Origin of the sequence: Desulfonema magnum (assembly GCF_017377395.1) — a bacterium.
GTDB classification, from domain to species: Bacteria; Desulfobacterota; Desulfobacteria; order Desulfobacterales; family 4be13; genus Desulfonema_C; species Desulfonema_C magnum.
Map to the genome: position 1 here is coordinate 6,978,180 of NZ_CP061800.1, position 18,558 is coordinate 6,996,737.

Below are 18,558 nucleotides of genomic sequence, written 5' to 3' on the forward strand. Positions count from 1 at the left end.
ATAAGAAACCTCAGCGATATCGTTCCCACGCTTTATGCAAGAATGCAACCCAAAAATAATTATAGGGATGTTCTTGTAAATGGCAAGCAGTCTTATTATTTTCGAAGCCGTGGCAAAATGTCGGAAAAATTGATTGCAGTGTTGCCATTACCGTCTAAAGATGTTAAAATTTTGATCATATCAGATAAATATTCAGCAAGGTGGGTTTCTGTCCCACCGATTCTGACTTTTTAAAGAGGATGGATAAAACATGAAAACCTATCGAAAAGAATTATGGTTTGAAGTACCTACCCGGCGTGCTTTCATCAACATTACCCCCCAGGTTGAGACCTGTCTTGCAGAGAGCGGAATTAAAGAAGGGCTTATTCTTGTGAATGCCATGCACATTACAGCCTCAGTCTTTATCAATGATGATGAATCCGGTCTTCATCACGACTATGATGTCTGGCTTGAAAAACTGGCTCCCCATGAGCCGGTTTCAGGATATCGCCACAATGTGGGGGAGGACAATGCTGATGCTCATATGAAACGGCAGGTTATGGGACGGGAAGTGGTTGTGGCTGTTACCCAAGGCAAACTGGATTTCGGAACATGGGAACAGATATTTTACGGGGAATTTGACGGCCGAAGGAAAAAACGGGTGTTGGTGAAAATCATCGGGGAATAAAATCAGGAGATTGATCGTCATGGACAGAGGTAAAAACCGATGATCTTCCTGTTGACACAAGTAGCTAAAAAGGATTATGTAAACAGTTTCTTTTGCCGGACGTTTCCGGACGTTTGCCGGACGGGGTTTGCAACCCCGTCCGAAATGTTTTCCAGATCACCGTCAAAGAATTGACAAAATAAGTTCCCTGTTTTGCTTGGTTCGGATTGGCAAATTTGAACTGAGCAGCTAAAAGGCAAAAATAAGGAATAAACTAAGATGGGCAGTATTTTTCAAAGCTTGCAAAAAAAAGAACTGTTAGGGCCTCATCCGAGATTCCTAGAAACGAGTATCCAATATGAAGTGACGATGGGGTCTTTTGCCTACGGCGTTTCTGATGACACATCTGATATGGATATCTATGGATTTTGTATTCCCCCAAAAGATTATATCTTTCCGCATTTAAGAGGTGAAATTCGGGGGTTTGGCAAACCCGGGCCATCATTTGACCAGTTTCAACGGCATCATATATATGATCCGTCTGCCCGCGGAGGCCGGGGTCGCGAATATGATTTGACAATGTACTCCATTATTAAGTATTTCCGATTATGTATGGAAAACAATCCGAATATGATTGACAGCTTATTTGTGCCCAGGCGATGCGTTTTGTTCTCAACGCAGGTGGGTGAACTCGTCAGGGAAAACAGATATTCTTTTCTGCATAAGGGGTCATGGCATAAATTCAAAGGCTATGCGTTTTCTCAGATTCATAAAATGAGAACCAAAAATCCCATAGGAAAAAGAAAAGATACAATTGCCAAATATGGTTTTGATGTAAAATTTGCCTATCATGTGGTGCGTTTATTAAATGAAGTGGAGCAAATACTGACCGAGCATGATCTGGACCTGGAAAGAAACAGAGAACAACTAAAAGCCATTCGTCGGGGGGAATGGACTCAGGAAGATGTGGAAAACTATTTTGCCTCAAAGGAAAGAGACCTGGAAACGCTGTACACAGAAAGCAAACTTCGCTATAAACCTGACGAAGAGAAATTAAAAGACCTCCTGCTGAACTGTCTGGAACATCATTATGGCAGCCTGAACGCATGTGTGGTAAAACAAGATGAAGCTATAAAAGCGTTAAAAGATATTGGTGAAATTCTCAATAAAGTAAGAGGACTGTATAATTGATAATTGATAACTGATAACTGATAACTGATAACTGATAACTGATAACTGATAACTGATAACTGATAACTGATAATTGATAACTGATAACTGATAATTGATAACTGATAATTGATAACTGATAATTGATAACTGATAATTGATAACTGATAATTGATAATTGATAATTGATAATTGATAATTGATAATTGATAATTGAAAGGAGATCGTTGTATATACTATGAGATATGTCCGACAACTGAAAGAAACGGGCTGTGCTGTTCTGACAATTGGTTTTGTGTTGGCCCTGCTGCTCACTGCAAATATCGGCTGGGCGGAAGAACTGAGCTTTGTGCAGAAGCTTTGTGATGCCTATCAAAATATTGATACGATTACTTGCGAGATTCGTAAAACTACTAAGGGCGGCGGAAGAACCATGAGAATGCTCAGTCGGGTGTATTATAAAAAAGGTTATTATGTTCATGTGGATAATGTCACCCCCAGAAAAAGGAGAATTATCGCGGACAGCAAAACCCTCTGGTATTATGAAACGGACGCCCCAAGAGGCTTTTCCCGGTCCATATCAGAACTGACTGAGGTATGGATGTCAGCGATCAATAATATTCCGGGAACGCCCATGGAAAACCTTCTTAAGCTCAGAGGGCTTCCTGAAATATCCCTTCCCGCAACAGATGAATATCCCATCAGAAAAGCCTATCAGGCTGAAAAAGCTTATGTGGTTCTGTATTGTGATAATTCAGAGCGTCTGATAAAAATTGAGTTTTTTGATTCATCAGAAATGAAAAAATCAATAGCTCATTATAATTACAGCGCGTTTCAAAAAGCAAATGAACATTGCTGGATTCCATGTCTTCATAAAGCCGTCATTTCCCTGCCGGACGGTGAGGAGATGACTGAAACAAGACGTATCAACAATCTGGAAGTAAACAAACCCGTGGCCGACAGAATGTTCAAGGCAGGTATCTTCTTTAAGGATGTTGAATTTGTAGGTGATTTTGAAAAAATGTATGATTAAGGGGGCGAGGGGCGAGAGGCGAGAGGCAAGAGGCTAATATCCAATGTTTAACATTTGACACTTTAACCCCATTGCCCCTAGCCTCTCGCCCCTTGCCCTCTCGCCCCTTGCCCCTTGCCCCTTGCCCCCAAATAAAAAAATAGTGCTTGATTAAGTTCGGAACACATGGTATAGGCACTGAAAAAAAGATGAGGTTAAGGTAAAAGGAGTAGAAAAGATTATAAAATCTTTTATCAACTTATTTAAAAAGGAGGAGAAAAAAGATGAAAAAATTAGTTGCAGTGTGTTGTATTGTGGCATTGCTTGTCACACTTTGCCCACTGGCGTCAGAGGCCAAGGTCAGCGGCCGTGAACCAGGTGGCCTGGGGGCATTCTTTGTCGGATGCTGTCTGGGACTCAGAACTGGAACAGAGTGGAACGCAGGATCACAGTTGCACTGGCGTGAATGGTCCGTTCTTATTCCGTATGCAGGTCTCATAATTGCAGTATGGAACGGTATTGACTGCGCCAAAGGAATGACGGCTCATCAGTGGGCAGAGAAAAACGGAGCCAATTGGTATTAATTTTGCTTCAATTTTGCCCTAAAGTCATTGACAGGGTTTCAGGTATTATGCCTGAAACCCTTTTTCTGTTTTTTATTGTTTTGTTTCCCGCGCTTTCACCTGCCGGGCAGCTTGATCTGGCAACTGATCTTTTTGAAGAGAGAAACTGGCGCGCATGCAGAACAGAATGCAGCCGTGTTCTGTTAGCCTGTCCCGGACACGAAAAAGCCGTACTTCTCAGAGCAGTTTCAGAACTTCGTTCGGGCAAGGACAGCACAAAATCGCTCCGCCTGCTTTGTGAATCACCGGACACCTCTCCGGAAACGGCTGTTATCGCACATTATGAACTGGGCCGGGCGCTTTGGAAATCAGGAGAACCGGAAAAGGCATTTTTACATTTAAAAAAAGCCTTTGAAAATTCCCGATCCGGAAATTTGTTTCTGAGAGCGGGCTGTTCCCTTTCCCTTTTGTTGAAACAGCATTCTGAACTCGCAGAGGACTCCTCTGGTTTACAAATGCAACTGAAAAGCTGTTCTCCCCTCTGGTCCCGTGAGATCAGAGCGGAATGCGCAATCTCTCCGCGCGGAGAAAGCGGGTCATGGACAGGAAAACCCGGACAGTGGCTCATCTCTTTTTACCGCAGCCAGATCAGCCCGGCAATTGGTCAGCGATGTTCACTGAATCCCACATGTTCGGAATATGCCAGGCAGGCTTTGCGAAAACACGGCATCCTCGGGCTCGGATTTATCGGGGACAGGCTTGTGCGCGAACCTGACGTGGTGGCCGAGAAAAAATCCCCTGTCCGTATCAACGGGCGGTGGCGGTACAGAGATCCCCTCAAGGAGCATGATGATTGGATGAAATAAGAAAAAAAGTGCTGATGATTTCAGTTCTGGTTGCAAGTCTCCTCGTGACAGCTAATATCAGTTTTTGTGATTCAACTGAGATGACACGCCAGTTGGCTTTGGACATCGCAACTGAAGGGAATCATGAGGCAGCAGCCATTGAATACCGGCGCCTTGCCCTGATGGAAGAGGATGCGGAACGCCGAGCGGGATACTACTGGGCCGCAGCTTATGAATATCTGCGTATGAAGGAATACGAACTCACCGCAAAAATGCTGGACCATGCGGAAGATGATTCTCAGAAACTGACCATACCGTCCCTGCTCATAAGAGCAGAGGCTACTCTTGGCGATGACAATCCGGAAGAGGCCGGATTTTATCTGCAAAGTATTATCGGAAGTCATGGGGATGAGGATGTCAAAGCCTTTGCATCAAGACGGCTGGCACGAATTATGGTTTCACAAGGAGATATTCCCGGGGCAAAAGAATCCCTGCTGGCGTCGTCTTATGACAACTCATCAGGAATTGCCGCCCTGGAGCGTTACAAAAAAGGACGAGACAAATCCCCGCGTCTTGGCGGAATACTGGGGCTGATTCCGGGTCTCGGATACGCTTATTCCGGTGAATACGCCAATGCCCTGCGCTCTCTGATTCTTAACGGTCTGTTCATTTACGGCATGACAGACACCGCACGGAATGAACAGTGGGGCGCATTCACTGCGATCACTTTTTTTGAACTCACCTGGTACACCGGCAGCATATATGGTGGTATTGACGCTGCTCACCGATACAACCGGAACCGCCTGAACCAATGTCTCACAGACATAGACGGACGTTCCGGATTCTCCCCTGATCTTCGCCAAATCCCCATCATAATGCTTAATTTTGAATTCTGACAATCCAGAGTGCCGAACTTGCAGTTTGGCAATACTTTTGGGTGCTGACCCGAAGTGCTGCCCCCGGTCTGAAAATTTAGATATTGCATTATACGCCAAAATCCCTTATACATCCTTTATTTGAAAACCTGCGAGGTTTTGGAAACCTCGCAGGTCTGATGCGCTGTATCCGACGAAAATGTTGATAAAAATTAGATGCTATAAGAAATAAGAGCCAGAGCAGAAGAAATGCCAAACTGTAAGTTTGGCACTCCGGAAATGCTTGGCAAACAGCCCGGTTATGAAATTCAATCCGCTCACACTGAAAAAAATCAGACGCTTCAAATCCATCAGGCGGGGATACTATTCCTTTCTCATATTTATTGTGATGATATGTGTCTCCCTTTTTGCCGAAACCATGATCAACAAACGTGCCCTGATTGTACATTATGAAGGCGAATATTATTTTCCGACTTATGGCGATATGATTCCCGGAACTGTGTTCGGTCTGGATTATGATTATGAGACGAACTACCGTCAGCTGGGCAAACAATTTGAAGCCCAGGGAAAAGGCAACTGGATACTGATGCCTGTTGTGCCTTATGACGCGTATGAAAATGATCTGAGAGAGAATGAATATCCGCCCTTTCCGCCATCTCTGAAAGACAGACATTACTTGGGAACCGATACCGTGGGCAGGGATATTGTGGCCCGGCTGGTTTACGGATTCAGGATTGCAATTTTTTTCTCCCTTGCCCTGTTACTGGTGAATTATACCGCAGGCGTGAGCATTGGCAGCGCAATGGGATTCTGGGGCGGCAGATTTGATCTCTTTTTTCAGAGAATTATCGAGATATGGTCGAATATTCCGTTTCTCTATGTCATTATTATCATCTCTTCCATTGTCGTGCCAAATTTTTTTATGCTGATCGTGATCATGGCCTTTTTCGGATGGATCGGGATGACCTGGACCATGCGAACAGTGACGTATAAAGAAAAAGAAAGAGAATATGTGATCGCGGCCAAAGCCCTGGGCGCGTCCGACTGGCGGATTATCTTTAAACATATAATCCCCAACACTGTTGCCATTATCGTCACTTTTGCCCCGTTTTCGGTTTCAGGAGGAATTGTCGCACTGACATCCCTTGATTATCTCGGATTCGGACTCCCGCCGCCCACACCGAGCTGGGGAGAACTTCTGCAACAGGGCTGGGCAAATATGAGCGCATGGTGGATTGTCGGATCCGTGGTCACCGCAATGGTGCTTACATTGCTCACAGTCACGTTTATCGGAGAAGCCGTAAGAGAAGCGTTTGATCCGAAACTCCATACAACCTATGAATGAAAATTGAAAATTGAAATCGGGCAATAAAGTTTCCAATTTACGAAAGGAGAGTTATGAATAAATTTCTGAGAGTAATGATCAGGACCGTGATTGTGTCTGTTTTCTTTTTGCAGTCTGTGGCGTTTGCCGCTCCGGAGCTTCCAAAGGATATTGAATGGCTGACAAATGATTCTGATCCGGTCTTTGCTTCGCCGGAGGCAAAAAAGGGCGGCACATTGCATTCTTCAATAATGACCTTTCCAATGACGTTTCGTGTGGTGGGGCCAGATTCAAATAACAGTTTCAGAAGTGCGATACTCGATAATCAACTGGATCTGATCGGGATTCACCCGAATACAGAGAATATTATTCCGGAGCTTGCCACTCATTGGGCTTTTGATAAAGATAAGAAAACCATGTACTTCAAATTAAACAAAGATGCCCGCTGGTCTGACGGTAAAGCCGTAACCGCGGATGATTTTGCTTATACGCTGGAGTTCATGCGTTCAAAACATATTATCGCGCCATGGTACAATGATTATTACACCAAAGAAATCGAAAAAGTGATTGTGTATGATGATCATACACTGGCGGTTGTCAGCGCAAGGGCTGTGCCGGACCTCCATTTGAAGCTGGGTCTCAGTCCCGTGCCCCGTCATTTTTACGGTAAACTGAATAAGAATTTTGTCAGAAAATACAACTGGAAAATTGTTCCGAACACAGGTCCTTATCAGATTTCCGATTTCAAAAAAGGCAAGTACGTCAGGTTTAAAAGAAAAAAGGATTGGTGGGCAACAGATCTCCGTTATTTCAAAAACCGGTTTAATGTGGATAAAGTCATTTTTAATGTGGTCAGAGATATTAATATGATGTGGGAGTATTTTAAAAAAGCCAAAGAAGATGTGTTTGCCATTAATTTTCCGAGCTACTGGCATGAAAAAACAAAGATACCGGTGGTTGAAAATGGCTATGTTCACAAAATATGGTTTTTTAATAATACCCGGCAATCTGCAACGGGCATGTGGCTCAACCAGGATCGGAAAATTTTCAAAGATCAGAATGTCCGGTATGCGTTTGCCCATGCCATGAATATACAACGGGTGATCGAGAAGGTGCTTCGTAATGATTATTTCAGGCTTGAACATGGTTTCATGGGCTATGGGCGTTATTCTAATAACGCCATCCGAGCCAGGCGATTTGATCTGGACAAAGTGAATGATTACATGAAGGCATCTGCATGGAAGCGAGGGGGCGACGGTATCTGGGAAAAAGACAACATGAGGTTTTCCGTGGAGGTGAGTTACAGCATTGACGAACATGCGCCCAGACTTGTTGTTTTGAAGGAAGAGGCAAAAAAAGCGGGAGTTGAGTTAAGACTCCAGAAGCTGGATTCCTCGGCTGCGTATAAAAAGGTCATAGAAAAAAAACATGATGTGGCATGGATGGGGTGGAGTACGTCTTTGCGTCCCCAATACTGGGAACATTTCCATTCTGTGAATGCACACAAGCCCCAGACCAACAATATCACCAATACGGATGATCCTGAAATGGACAAGCTGATTGACGCATATCGTAATTCTTTGAATGAACACGAGCGCGTAAGACTTTCTCTTAAAATTCAGGAGAAAGCGCATGAAATTGGCAGCTTTGTTCCCACGTTCATGGTTCCTTATGTGCGACAGGCTTACTGGCGATGGTGGAAACTGCCAAATCCTCCGGGAACGAAACATTCCAGCAGTCTTTTTGATCCTTTCGGAAGTACTACGGGCGGATTGTTCTGGTATGACAAGAACGTGCATGAGGAAACAAAGCAGGCGATGAAAGCCGGAAAGACATTTTCGCGTGTAACGATCATTGATAAGACTTATAAAATGAAACTTCCGGAATGAAAAAAAGCCCCGGCATCAATGTCGGTGCGGATAGCAACAGCAGACAGATCAGTAAAAAACAATGAGGCTATCCGCCCTCGTACCCTGAGCTTGTCGAAGGGGGGATTGCCCGTTTCGACAGGCTCAACGAGCGGTTTTTCTGTCCGTACTCGTACTTCGTACCCGCCCCCTGAGCTTGTCGAAGGGGGGATTGCCCGTTTCGACAGGCTCAACGAGCGGTTTTTCTGTCCGTACTCGTACTTCGTACCCGCCCCCTGAGCTTGTCGAAGGGGGGATTGCCCGTTTCGACAGGCTCAACGAGCGGTTTTTCTGTCCGTACTCGTACTTCGTACCCGCCCCCTGAGCTTGTCGAAGGGGGGATTGCCCGTTTCGACAGGCTCAACGAGCGATTTTTCTGTCCGTACTCGTACTTCGTACCCGCCCCCTGAGCTTGTCGAAGGGGGGATTGCCCGTTTCGACAAGCTCAACGAGCGATTTTTCTGTCCGTACTCGTACTTCGTACCCGCCCCCTGAGCTTGTCGAAGGGGGGATTGCCCGTTTCGACAGGCTCAACGAGCGATTTTTCTGTCCGTACTCGTACTTCGTACCCGCCCCCTGAGCTTGTCGAAGGGGGGATTGCCCGTTTCGACAGGCTCAACGAGCGATTTTTCTGTCCGTACTCGTACTTCGTACCCGCCCCCTGAGCTTGTCAAAGGGGGGATTGCCCGTTTCGACAGGCTCAACGAGCGATTTTTCTGTCCGTACTCGTACTTCGTACCCGCCCCCTGAGCTTGTCGAAGGGGGGATTGCCCGTTTCGACAGGCTCAACGAGCGATTTTTCTGTCCGTACTCGTACTTCGTACCCGCCCCCTGAGCTTGTCGAAGGGGGGATTGCCCGTTTCGACAGGCTCAACGAGCGATTATTGATGTTGCTAACCCCGTTTGGCAAAAAAGCGTGTCTCCGGAGAAAGATATTGAGCGAAGTCATCTTAAAAATAAAAAATCTTGTCACGGCATTTGATACTGAATCCGGGAGAATTCGGGCCGTGGATGATGTCAGTTTTGAGGTAAAACAGGGTCAGACCCTCGGTATTGTCGGAGAGTCCGGATGCGGTAAAAGTGTTACGTCTCTCTCCATCATGCGACTTTTGCCAAAACCTGCCGGTATTATTGAAAGCGGAGAAATTCTGTTTCAAGACAAAGATATCGTGAGAACTGATCCGGACAAAATGCACAAAATACGCGGCAACCGTATTTCCATGATTTTCCAGGAACCCATGACTGCTCTCAATCCGGTTCACAAAATCGGAAAGCAGATCGGAGAAGTTTTCCGGCTTCATTATTCAGAGATGAATAAAAAGGAAATTCAGGAAAAATCTCTTGAAATGCTTCATAAGGTCGGTATTCCTGACCCTGAAAAACGTATGGGAGAATATCCGCATCAGATTTCCGGGGGGATGCGCCAACGGGTAATGATTGCAATGGCTTTGGCATGTGAACCGGATATTCTGATTGCGGACGAGCCGACTACTGCCCTGGATGTCACCATTCAGGCGCAAATTCTCGAACTGATGAAGCAGTTACAGCGTGACATCGGCATGACCATTATTTTTATCACGCATGATCTGGGCGTGATTGCGGAGATGTGCGACGAGGTGGTGGTGATGTATGCAGGAAAAGTGGCCGAAACGGCTTCTGTGTCAGACTTGTTTAAAAATCCGAGTCATCCTTATACCAAAGGTCTGCTTTCCTCGATGCCCCGGCTCGAATATCCGAGAAAAATGAAGCTGAATGTCATCAAAGGCATGGTTCCAAGTCTTTACGAACTGCCTCGGGGATGCCGCTTTCAAAACCGATGTCCCTATTTTCAGGCTGTTTGTGAGACAGAGCCGCCAATGAAATCCGTAGGTGAGAATCACTTTTCCTGTTGCCATTTTGAAAACTTGAAATTGGAAACTCGAAACTCGAAACTCGAAACTCGAAACTCGAAATTTGAAACCCGAAATTCTGACCAAATTTCAAGTTTCAAGCTTCAAGTTTCCAATTTAAAAATGCACTTTCCTGTTTATGGCGGTGTGTTTTGGCGAAAGATCGGAAAGGTCTATGCTGTTGACGGCGTATCGTTTAATGTCAGAACTGGCGAAACTCTGGGACTGGTAGGAGAATCTGGCTGCGGCAAAACCACGGTGGGGCGTGCCATATTGAGGATTTATGATCCCACTGAGGGCGATGTGTTATTCGAGGGAAAAAATATGTCACTTCTTGGCCGCAAAGCACTGCGGGATTTGCGGCGAGATATGCAGATGATTTTTCAGGACCCTTTTGAGTCGCTGAATTCCCGGCATACCATTGGCGATATATTAGAAGAACCTTTTATTATTCATGGTGTGGGCTCGCCTGAAGAACGAAAATCAAAAGTGAGACAGCTTCTGAACCGGGTCGGAATTTCCCAAGACGCTGTAACACGCTTTCCGCATGAGTTCAGCGGGGGGCAGCGTCAGCGAATCGGTATTGCCAGGGCCATTGCCCTGGACCCAAAGCTGATGATATGCGATGAGCCTGTGTCTGCGCTGGATGTGTCTGTTCAGTCACAAATTCTGAACCTGCTTTTGGAACTCCAGCAGGATATGGGGCTGACCTATGTTTTTATTGCTCATGATCTTGCAGTGGTCAAACATATTTCCGATCATATTGCGGTGATGTATCTTGGAAAAATTGTTGAATATGCGGATGCGGATACCATTTATGAAAAAGCGATGCATCCCTACACACAAACACTGATATCCGCAATTCCTGTTCCTGATCCCTCGGTAAAAAAACAAACGCGGATTCTCGCCGGAGATGTGCCCTCGCCCATTAACCCGCCTTCAGGATGCCGCTTTCATACCCGCTGCCCGATCATGACAGAGCAGTGCAAACATGAGGAACCGAAATTACGCATTGCCCCGGGTTCAGTGGGAGAGGGGCATTTGGTGGCATGTCATCGGGCAGGTGAAGTGAAAAGTGAAAAGTGAAAAGTGAAAAATTCTATCCTCATTTTCCTAACACTCAATGATCAAGTTTTTTTTTGTCATTCCTGCTTTCGCAGGAATGACAGGACTTTTTGTCCGAACCGGATCAAAAAACCTGATCATTGAGTAACATCTGATATCCTAGCATCTGACACGCTAACACCTAACACCTAACACGCTAACACCTAACACCTAACACGCTAACACCTAACACCTAACACGCTAACACCTAACACCTAACACGCTAACACCTAACACCTAACACCTAACACGCTAACACCTAACACGCTAACACCTAACACGCTAACACCCAAATTAAAGGATACAACATTTTATGAAACAAGCAAAAGATTATATCATTTTTCCTTTGGATGTCCCGTCTGTAAAGCAGGCAAAAGAATATGTTCAGCTTCTTTCGGAGCATGTGGGCATGTTCAAGGTGGGCTTGGAGCTTTTTATTCAGTCAGGACCTGAAATGATAAGCTTCATAAAAGGTTCGGGAACAGCCAAAATATTTTTAGACCTGAAACTTCATGATATTCCGGTAACTGTTTTACGGGCCATGGAACGTGTTGCGGAATTCGGGGCTGATTTTGTAACGGTTCACTGCGGAGAAACGCCCAGGATGCTTGAATATGCAGTAAAAGGGAGCCGAGAAAAAACAGGCGTACTCGGGGTCACGGTTCTGACAAGTGTTTCAGGTGAAGATATTCATCATGCCGGATTCAGAGAAGAATTTTCTTCTGATATGTCAAAACTTGTCATGAAACGGGCTGAAATGGCCAGGGACGCAGGATGTGCGGGAATTGTCTGTTCAGGGCTTGAAGTGAAAATGGTGAAGGAGAAGTTTGGGAAAGATTTTGTCACCGTGACGCCGGGGATACGCCCCTCCTGGGATGCTGTGGAAAAACATGATCAGCAACGTATCACCACACCTGCACAGGCCATAAAAAACGGTTCGGATTATCTCGTGATCGGAAGACCCATAAGGGATGCAAAAGATCCGAAAACAGCCGCCATGCGCATTTCAGAGGAAATTGAAAAAGAAACACAGGTGTCATCCGCTTTTTAAGATGAGAATATGGCTGAAAAGCATCTCAGAAAATCAGAAATTTTTTCTTTTCCGGAGTGCAAAAATAGAGCGAAGCGTTTTTTTGCACAGACAGATCGAAAATTTTTGCTTTTCCGGAGTAAGCAAAAAATCGCTTCGCTCTATTTTTGCACTCCATTTCTCCCGAAATTTTTTTGATCTGCTGACAATTTTAATTTTACCCGCAAAACAGTTCTTCCCTTTGAAACGGGATTCATAAGAAAGAGACTGAGTCCTCCTCCTTTTTTTAAGATGAGAATATGGCTGAAAAGCATCTCAGAAAATCAGAAATTTTTTCTTTTCCGGAGTGCAAAAATAGAGCGAAGCGTTTTTTTGCACAGACAGATCGAAAATTTTTGCTTTTCCGGAGTAAGCAAAAAATCGCTTCGCTCTATTTTTGCACTCCATTTCTCCCGAAATTTTTTTGATCTGCTGACAATTTTAATTTTACCCGCAAAACAGTTCTTCCCTTTGAAACGGGATTCATAAGAAAGAGACTGAGTCCTCCTCCTTTTTTTAAGATGAGAATATGGCTGAAAAGCATCTCAGAAAATCAGAAATTTTTTCTTTTCCATTTCTCCCGAAATTTTTTTGATCTGCTGACAATTTTAATTTTACCCGCAAAACAGTTCTTCCCTTTGAAACGGGATTCATAAGAAAGAGACTGAGTCCTCCTCCTTTTTTTAAGATGAGAATATGGCTGAAAAGCATCTCAGAAAATCAGAAATTTTTTCTTTTCCATTTCTCCCGAAATTTTTTTGATCTGCTGACAATTTTAATTTTACCCGCAAAACAGTTCTTCCCTTTGAAACGGGATTCATAAGAAAGAGACTGAGTCCTCCTCCTTTTTTTAAGATGAGAATATGGCTGAAAAGCATCTCAGAAAATCAGAAATTTTTTCTTTTCCATTTCTCCCGAAATTTTTTTGATCTGCTGACAATTTTAATTTTACCCGCAAAACAGTTCTTCCCTTTGAAACGGGATTCATAAGAAAGAGACTGAGTCCTCCTCCTTTTTTTAAGATGAGAATATGGCTGAAAAGCATCTCAGAAGATCAGAAATTTTTTCTTTTCCGGTTCTCCCGAAATTTTTTTGATCTGCTGACAATTTTAATTTTATCCGCAAAACAGTTCTTCCCTTTGAAACGGGATTCATAAGAAAGAGACTGAGTCCTCCTCCTTTTTTTAAGATGAGAATATGGCTGAAAAGCATCTCAGAAAATCAGAAATTTTTTTTTCCGGAGTGCAAAAATAGAGCGAAGCGCTTTTTTGCACAGACAGATCGAAAATTTTTGCTTTTCCGGAGTATGCAAAAAATCGCTTCGCTCTATTTTTGCACTCCATTTCTCCCGAAATTTTTTTGATCTGCTGACAATTTTAATTTTACCCGCAAAACAGTTTTTCCCTTTGAAACGGGATTCATAAGAAAGAGACTGAGTCCTCCTCCTCCTTCTTATAATCCCCTTCTTATACTGAATCCCCCGATATCCTCTGCCCGACAGCATATTGAGCAGCTTTTTCGTTTCATTTTTTAGGAGATTTAGGCTCATGGCTTACCACTCGCTCCACAAACGGGGCATGTCTTGGAATATTCTTTAATGTTTCTGACAACACCTTCATCATCTCTTTATAAATATCTGTTTCAACAAGTTTTTTATGATCATCGCTTAATAATATCGAAAGCGTTATCGGATCAACCTTTGACAAATCTTTCTCCAGCCTCTTGAAAATATCTCTTTTCAACTCATGAAGCGATTTCATCTGATAAAGATCGGGATTAATGATCATTAAAACAGTCGAAGAGCTTTCCAATATATTCCAGACTTTTTCAAGCCCTCCTTCAAGATGAGCCTCTAACAATGCCAAGACTAAATAACGTTGCATATCCCCTTCTTTAAATGCGATAATTTCCTCTTTTCTGACTTCGCTGATTGCCAGTTCCCTTTCTTTTTTATACATTTCCTTTTGCATCTCAATCTCTTCTTGTTCTATCTTAAGCGATTCTTTCTTTTCCCTCCAGTTTTCGGCTTTTGTAAGCCTTTCAATCTTTGCTTTTTCAGTCTGTCTTTCTTTTTCAAGAGTTGCTTTGGTGATTTCTTTCTCTTTCTGAGCAAGAAGGGATTCTTTTTCCATTAATGCCTGATGTTGGAACTCACCCAGTTCTTTTTCACGCTCTTTTTTCCTTTTCCTGAATGCTTCTTCGTTATCAAGAACCTTTCCCTCATATTCAAATTTGCCTATCTGAACATCCACGCTGTCCGGGTCTATGAAACAGAGCAGACGGTTATTTTCACCGGGGCTGAACAGACGTTTGCGACAGCCTTCAATTAATGCGACAATATCTGAAACATCGTTTTGGATTTGTTTGATGTGAGCATCTGTGAATTCAAATTTTTTGTTTTGTCCGGGATTCTTCTGCTCTTTCCGACGATATTCCTCCATAAAGCTGTAATGAATTTGATAATGCTTTTCCAGATGGTCTTTCAGGCGTTCACGGAAGTTCTCTTCGTTACTTTTTATATTCAGACAATACCTTATGACCATCTCGGCCATTCTCGGTTCGCTGCGGGCGCGTATGGTCGGGGCTGAAATATATAAACATTGGGTGAAAACGTTTTTCAGCAAATCCTGAAGTTCCCGCCGGAGATTGTCCGTAAAAGGAAGGAGTGTTTTTGACAAATTCGGAGGGGCGCTTACTTCTCCGGATGTCGGGTTTATTTTTATTTCATTTCCGGTGACAAGGGGCCACAGACTGAAAACCAGTTCAAGCCCTTCTTTTGTCAGCCGGTGGCAGATAGCCTGTAACGCATGTTTCTGATAACCGCCCATAAATTTGCTGATCAGAAACCGCCATGCCATTTCTTCCTCACACGAATCTTCATTACAGATCTGCTGGAGTCTGTGCAGGAACTCAAGGGTACTCTTTGTCAGACCCTCAGGTTCTGCTTTTTCAAAAACTTCATCAATAATATCGTCCAGCTTGCGGCGTTCGTTTTCACTTTTCTTTGCCTCTGGTCCGTATAAGTCCAGACACTTCATCACATTCCGAAATTCATCCAAAGACACATCCCTGCCTCTGTTGATGCCTTCCAATAAAACGGCCACAGGATCCAGAAGGTTGAAACGGAGAATCAGTCCGCTTTCAGGCGAAGGTCTGGGGGTTGCCCGGATCAGATTCAGCTCATCCTCTTTTTGTATAAGGTTCGTCCGGCGCTGGCCGTACATCTCAACAACTTCCTTTTCTTCATTTCCGGTATAATAAACCTTGCCGTCATCACCAAAATTAATATTTCTCAGATAATCAGGGGAGGGAAAAATATTATTAATGGTTTTCTCCTGTTCGGAAATTTCCGCGAGTTTGTCATTTTCAGCCTTTTGGTCAGGAACAACGGGACAGGTGATATAACGACCCTTTTTCCGAGTTTCAGCTTTGGACAGTTCCAGAGCCAGGGTAAATTTGTGATCCAGCCTGAAGGTAACGGGGCGAAAATCCAGCCGCAGATCGAACATTATCCGTTGGCCGTGGGTGGCATTGATATTCAGCATATGGTGATAGGGGGAATATCGTTTTAATAACAAATCATACTGGCCGGTGATCACGGCAATGTCAAAATACTGGCGGATAATGTTTTTTAAGGGACGCATCTGAAAGGAAAAACACAGGTAAATATGTGCCTGATTATTTGGTCTCAGCATACTCATGGAAAATATCAAATTTTTAAACTCTTGATATATATCAGAAAATTCCGTCTCATTAGAAATTCTCAGTTTTTCAAACACATACTCGATAAACTCGGTTCTTTCTCTCTCCGCTGCCCGCCAATCTTGCTTTACATCGGATATGTTTTCTCTCCAGATTTCAAAAAGCATTCTGGTTATCGGATAATTCCAAAATTCTTCCTCTGCCTCTGTCATCTCGTCAAAAAGATATTTATTCACAAAAAAATGCCACCATCGCAGAAAACTATCTTTCCTGGACAGAGATAAGTAGAGCCGCTTCGATAAATCTTCCAATTTTTTAGCATGTTCGCATAATTCAAAGTTTGTTAAAAATGTCTTTTCAAGGGCCTGACTCCATTTTTCTTTGAAACTCTTTTTTTCATCTTCGAGAACCGGCAAACACGTCAGTCCGAACAGTTCAAAAAAAGCATTGCCGCGGTTTGTCAGCTCAAACCGGTCTGATTCTTCTTTTATCAGCCCGAAATTTTCAAACGTATTTAACACGTCATTGAGAATAACTTCCGAATCAAGAGCGTCTTTTGAAATATTCAGATGTTCAAGAAAATTTTCTTTTGTCAGTCCGTTGAGGTATCTGAGAAAGGACAGCAGAAAAAGATGGCTGCTGGTCAGAAAGATATCCACCTGGGGCTTAAAATCCTTATAAAGTAAGAAAACATCCTTATTTGATTTTAATATTCTCGGACTTTTACCGGACACCGACTGCATATATTTTATGGTACGAATCGCCTCGATAAAATATAAAATATGCGTATTGAATTTATTATTTTTGAAATCATTTGGATAATTCAGAGCAGTCGTTTTTTGAAAAATATCTTTCAATTTAAAATCAGACCGATTTTCTTCATAATTTTCAATGATCCTTGTATCGAGAAAAACAGAAAGTTTTCCCACGATATCTGACGAATCAGTTAAGAATGGTTCCACAAGAAAAGATTCTCCGATAATAATCGGAATAATGATATCCTTGTCCTTTCCTCTGTCTTTTAATTCATTCGGAGCAGATGCCGCAGTAGCCCCGTCTGTTGCAACGCAGATATCCGCATCAATATTTAAGTGTCTTAATTCCTCGTTTATTTCATGAAGCCGGATTTTAATGGTATTGTTTGCGTTTGCCCATATTAAGACAGATAAACCCAGATCAAAAATGTTCTTTTTGATTTTATCTACCAAAGGCTTATATTTGGTTTGCCAGAAAAATCTTGCCTGCGGTGTGCGACTGCGTATATCAAATGGCTCAATGCTGATTCTGAACATCACAGTCCTCCTGATATAATATCAGATTGCGGCAGGTCTGCTGCTATTCCCCTTTAAACTGAATATTATGCAAAAGCATTTTTCATTCTTACACATCAGTAAAATTTTTTTTGACTGCAAATTTTCTGATGATAACGGATTTAGGGGAGGCCGGTCCGCACCCTGAGCCTGTCGAAGGGGGGCGGGCTCGTTTCGACAAGCTCAACGAGCGGGTCCGGGCGGGTCCCGTTTATCCGGCCCGGCATGATTCGCTACAAATATGCCGCCCCCGCGGGCTTTTCCGGCCTCCCCTAAATCCGTTATCATCAGCAAATTTTTCTGTGGAAGTATGTTTTCAACGGGCAGTGTTCAGCAGATCAGATGGTTTTCGGAGTGTGTGCGGAAGAGCGAAGAAACCCGGCTTTTTTTCCCGGACGAAGTGGCTCCCCGGCCGAAAAAAGCCGGGTTTCTCCCCATATGCATCAGGCTAAGATCGTAACTCATTGTTTTTATTAACCCGTGATCTGCCGGACGGGGTTTGCAACCCCGTCCGAAATATTTTCCGACCCCCGAAAACAAACGTTTCGGACGGGGTTGCAAACCCCGTCCGGCAGTCTTAGCCTGATGCATATGGGGTTTCTCCCCCGTCTGCCGTGTCTGATAAATATTTTATAATATATCATACTACCGGACAAAAAATTGTAACCTATTGGAATTATTCTGATTATAACGGATTTGGGGGAGGCTGGCCAAGCCCCGTAGGGGCGGCATATTTGTAGTAATTCATTATCCTGGGCCGGTCAAGCCCATACGCATCAGGCTAAGAACATAACATTCTGATTTTATTGGAACTGATCTGGCGACAGCCGAAAGGCAAAACCTTTGTTTTCGGGCGTTCCGGAATCATAAAAATCCTTAGCTTGATGCGTATGCGGTCAAGCCCCGTAGGGGCGGCATATTTGTAGTAATTCATTATCCTAGGCTGGTCAAGCCCCGTAGGGGCGGTATATTTGTAGCGAATATGCCGCCCCTACATGGCTTGGCGGGGGCTTGCAAACCTGCTGCTACAAATATGCCGCCCTTACAGGGCTTGACCGGCCTCCCCCAAATCCGTTATAATTAGGAATTATTAAATTGGGTATAAATGTTCGATTCGTTTAACTATCTGATTTTGAATAATT

12 protein-coding genes are annotated in these 18,558 nt (G+C 43.7%); 10 read left to right on the top strand and 2 right to left on the bottom strand.

Translation table 11 applies throughout. The annotated features are described in order from the left end of the window. Positions 1-250 precede the first annotated feature (250 nt). The 8 genes from dnm_RS26690 to dnm_RS26725 all read left to right on the top strand — a co-directional run bounded on the left by dnm_RS26690 (position 251) and on the right by dnm_RS26725 (position 8,324). Positions 251-667 carry a secondary thiamine-phosphate synthase enzyme YjbQ gene (locus dnm_RS26690; RefSeq protein WP_207679930.1) on the top strand — a complete coding sequence of 139 codons (417 nt, stop codon included), beginning with the start codon at positions 251-253 and terminating at the stop codon, positions 665-667. A 258-nt stretch (positions 668-925) separates the two neighbouring features. After that, positions 926-1,837 (top strand): nucleotidyltransferase domain-containing protein, encoded by a 912-nt coding sequence (locus tag dnm_RS26695; RefSeq protein ID WP_207679931.1) that lies wholly within the window; start codon positions 926-928, stop codon positions 1,835-1,837. A gap of 217 nt (positions 1,838-2,054) precedes the next feature. Next, on the top strand, positions 2,055-2,849 hold the full coding sequence (locus dnm_RS26700; protein ID WP_207679932.1) for a LolA family protein: 795 nt from the start codon (positions 2,055-2,057) through the stop codon (positions 2,847-2,849). 263 nt (positions 2,850-3,112) lie between these two features. Continuing rightward, entirely contained in the window at positions 3,113-3,412 is a 300-nt protein-coding gene (locus tag dnm_RS26705) for a hypothetical protein (RefSeq protein ID WP_207679933.1), read from the top strand. A 47-nt stretch (positions 3,413-3,459) separates the two neighbouring features. Continuing rightward, the gene (yidD, locus tag dnm_RS26710) at positions 3,460-4,257 is read left to right on the top strand and encodes a membrane protein insertion efficiency factor YidD (RefSeq protein WP_207679934.1); all 798 of its coding nucleotides are present in this window, start codon (positions 3,460-3,462) and stop codon (positions 4,255-4,257) included. Then, positions 4,245-5,132, top strand: coding sequence for a hypothetical protein (locus tag dnm_RS26715; RefSeq protein ID WP_207679935.1), 888 nt, complete (start codon positions 4,245-4,247; stop codon positions 5,130-5,132). The genes yidD and dnm_RS26715 overlap by 13 nt, the downstream gene beginning before the upstream one ends. Before the next feature lie 280 nt (positions 5,133-5,412). Beyond that, positions 5,413-6,456: an ABC transporter permease gene (locus dnm_RS26720; protein ID WP_207679936.1), complete on the top strand. Its 1,044-nt coding sequence runs from the start codon at positions 5,413-5,415 to the stop codon at positions 6,454-6,456. Between the two features lie 53 nt (positions 6,457-6,509). Beyond that, positions 6,510-8,324: an extracellular solute-binding protein gene (locus tag dnm_RS26725; protein ID WP_207679937.1), complete on the top strand. Its 1,815-nt coding sequence runs from the start codon at positions 6,510-6,512 to the stop codon at positions 8,322-8,324. A gap of 718 nt (positions 8,325-9,042) precedes the next feature. Here the strand turns inward: dnm_RS26725 and dnm_RS26730 are convergent. Next, on the bottom strand, positions 9,043-9,252 hold the full coding sequence (locus dnm_RS26730; protein WP_207683806.1) for a hypothetical protein: 210 nt from the start codon (positions 9,250-9,252) through the stop codon (positions 9,043-9,045). Between the two features lie 25 nt (positions 9,253-9,277). Between dnm_RS26730 and dnm_RS26735 the strand changes: the two genes are divergently transcribed. Next, positions 9,278-11,317, top strand: coding sequence for an ABC transporter ATP-binding protein (locus dnm_RS26735; RefSeq protein ID WP_246556106.1), 2,040 nt, complete (start codon positions 9,278-9,280; stop codon positions 11,315-11,317). 331 nt (positions 11,318-11,648) lie between these two features. Next, positions 11,649-12,386 carry an orotidine-5'-phosphate decarboxylase gene (gene pyrF, locus dnm_RS26740; protein WP_207679938.1) on the top strand — a complete coding sequence of 246 codons (738 nt, stop codon included), beginning with the start codon at positions 11,649-11,651 and terminating at the stop codon, positions 12,384-12,386. A 1,541-nt stretch (positions 12,387-13,927) separates the two neighbouring features. Here pyrF and dnm_RS26745 read toward each other — a convergent pair. Next, positions 13,928-17,398, bottom strand: coding sequence for a flotillin family protein (locus dnm_RS26745; RefSeq protein WP_207679939.1), 3,471 nt, complete (start codon positions 17,396-17,398; stop codon positions 13,928-13,930). Positions 17,399-18,558: the final 1,160 nt, after the last annotated feature.

What these genes read in the sequence shown, in the direction of transcription:
- dnm_RS26695 (WP_207679931.1), top strand. Translation starts at nt 926, where the DNA reads ATGGGCAGTATTTTTCAAAGCTTGCAAAAAAAAGAACTGTTAGGGCCT.
- dnm_RS26720 (WP_207679936.1), top strand. Translation starts at nt 5,413, where the DNA reads ATGAAATTCAATCCGCTCACACTGAAAAAAATCAGACGCTTCAAATCC.
- dnm_RS26705 (WP_207679933.1), top strand. Translation starts at nt 3,113, where the DNA reads ATGAAAAAATTAGTTGCAGTGTGTTGTATTGTGGCATTGCTTGTCACA.
- dnm_RS26725 (WP_207679937.1), top strand. Translation starts at nt 6,510, where the DNA reads ATGAATAAATTTCTGAGAGTAATGATCAGGACCGTGATTGTGTCTGTT.
- dnm_RS26700 (WP_207679932.1), top strand. Translation starts at nt 2,055, where the DNA reads ATGAGATATGTCCGACAACTGAAAGAAACGGGCTGTGCTGTTCTGACA.
- dnm_RS26690 (WP_207679930.1), top strand. Translation starts at nt 251, where the DNA reads ATGAAAACCTATCGAAAAGAATTATGGTTTGAAGTACCTACCCGGCGT.
- pyrF (WP_207679938.1), top strand. Translation starts at nt 11,649, where the DNA reads ATGAAACAAGCAAAAGATTATATCATTTTTCCTTTGGATGTCCCGTCT.
- yidD (WP_207679934.1), top strand. Translation starts at nt 3,460, where the DNA reads ATGCCTGAAACCCTTTTTCTGTTTTTTATTGTTTTGTTTCCCGCGCTT.
- dnm_RS26745 (WP_207679939.1), bottom strand. Translation starts at nt 17,398, where the DNA reads ATGTTCAGAATCAGCATTGAGCCATTTGATATACGCAGTCGCACACCG.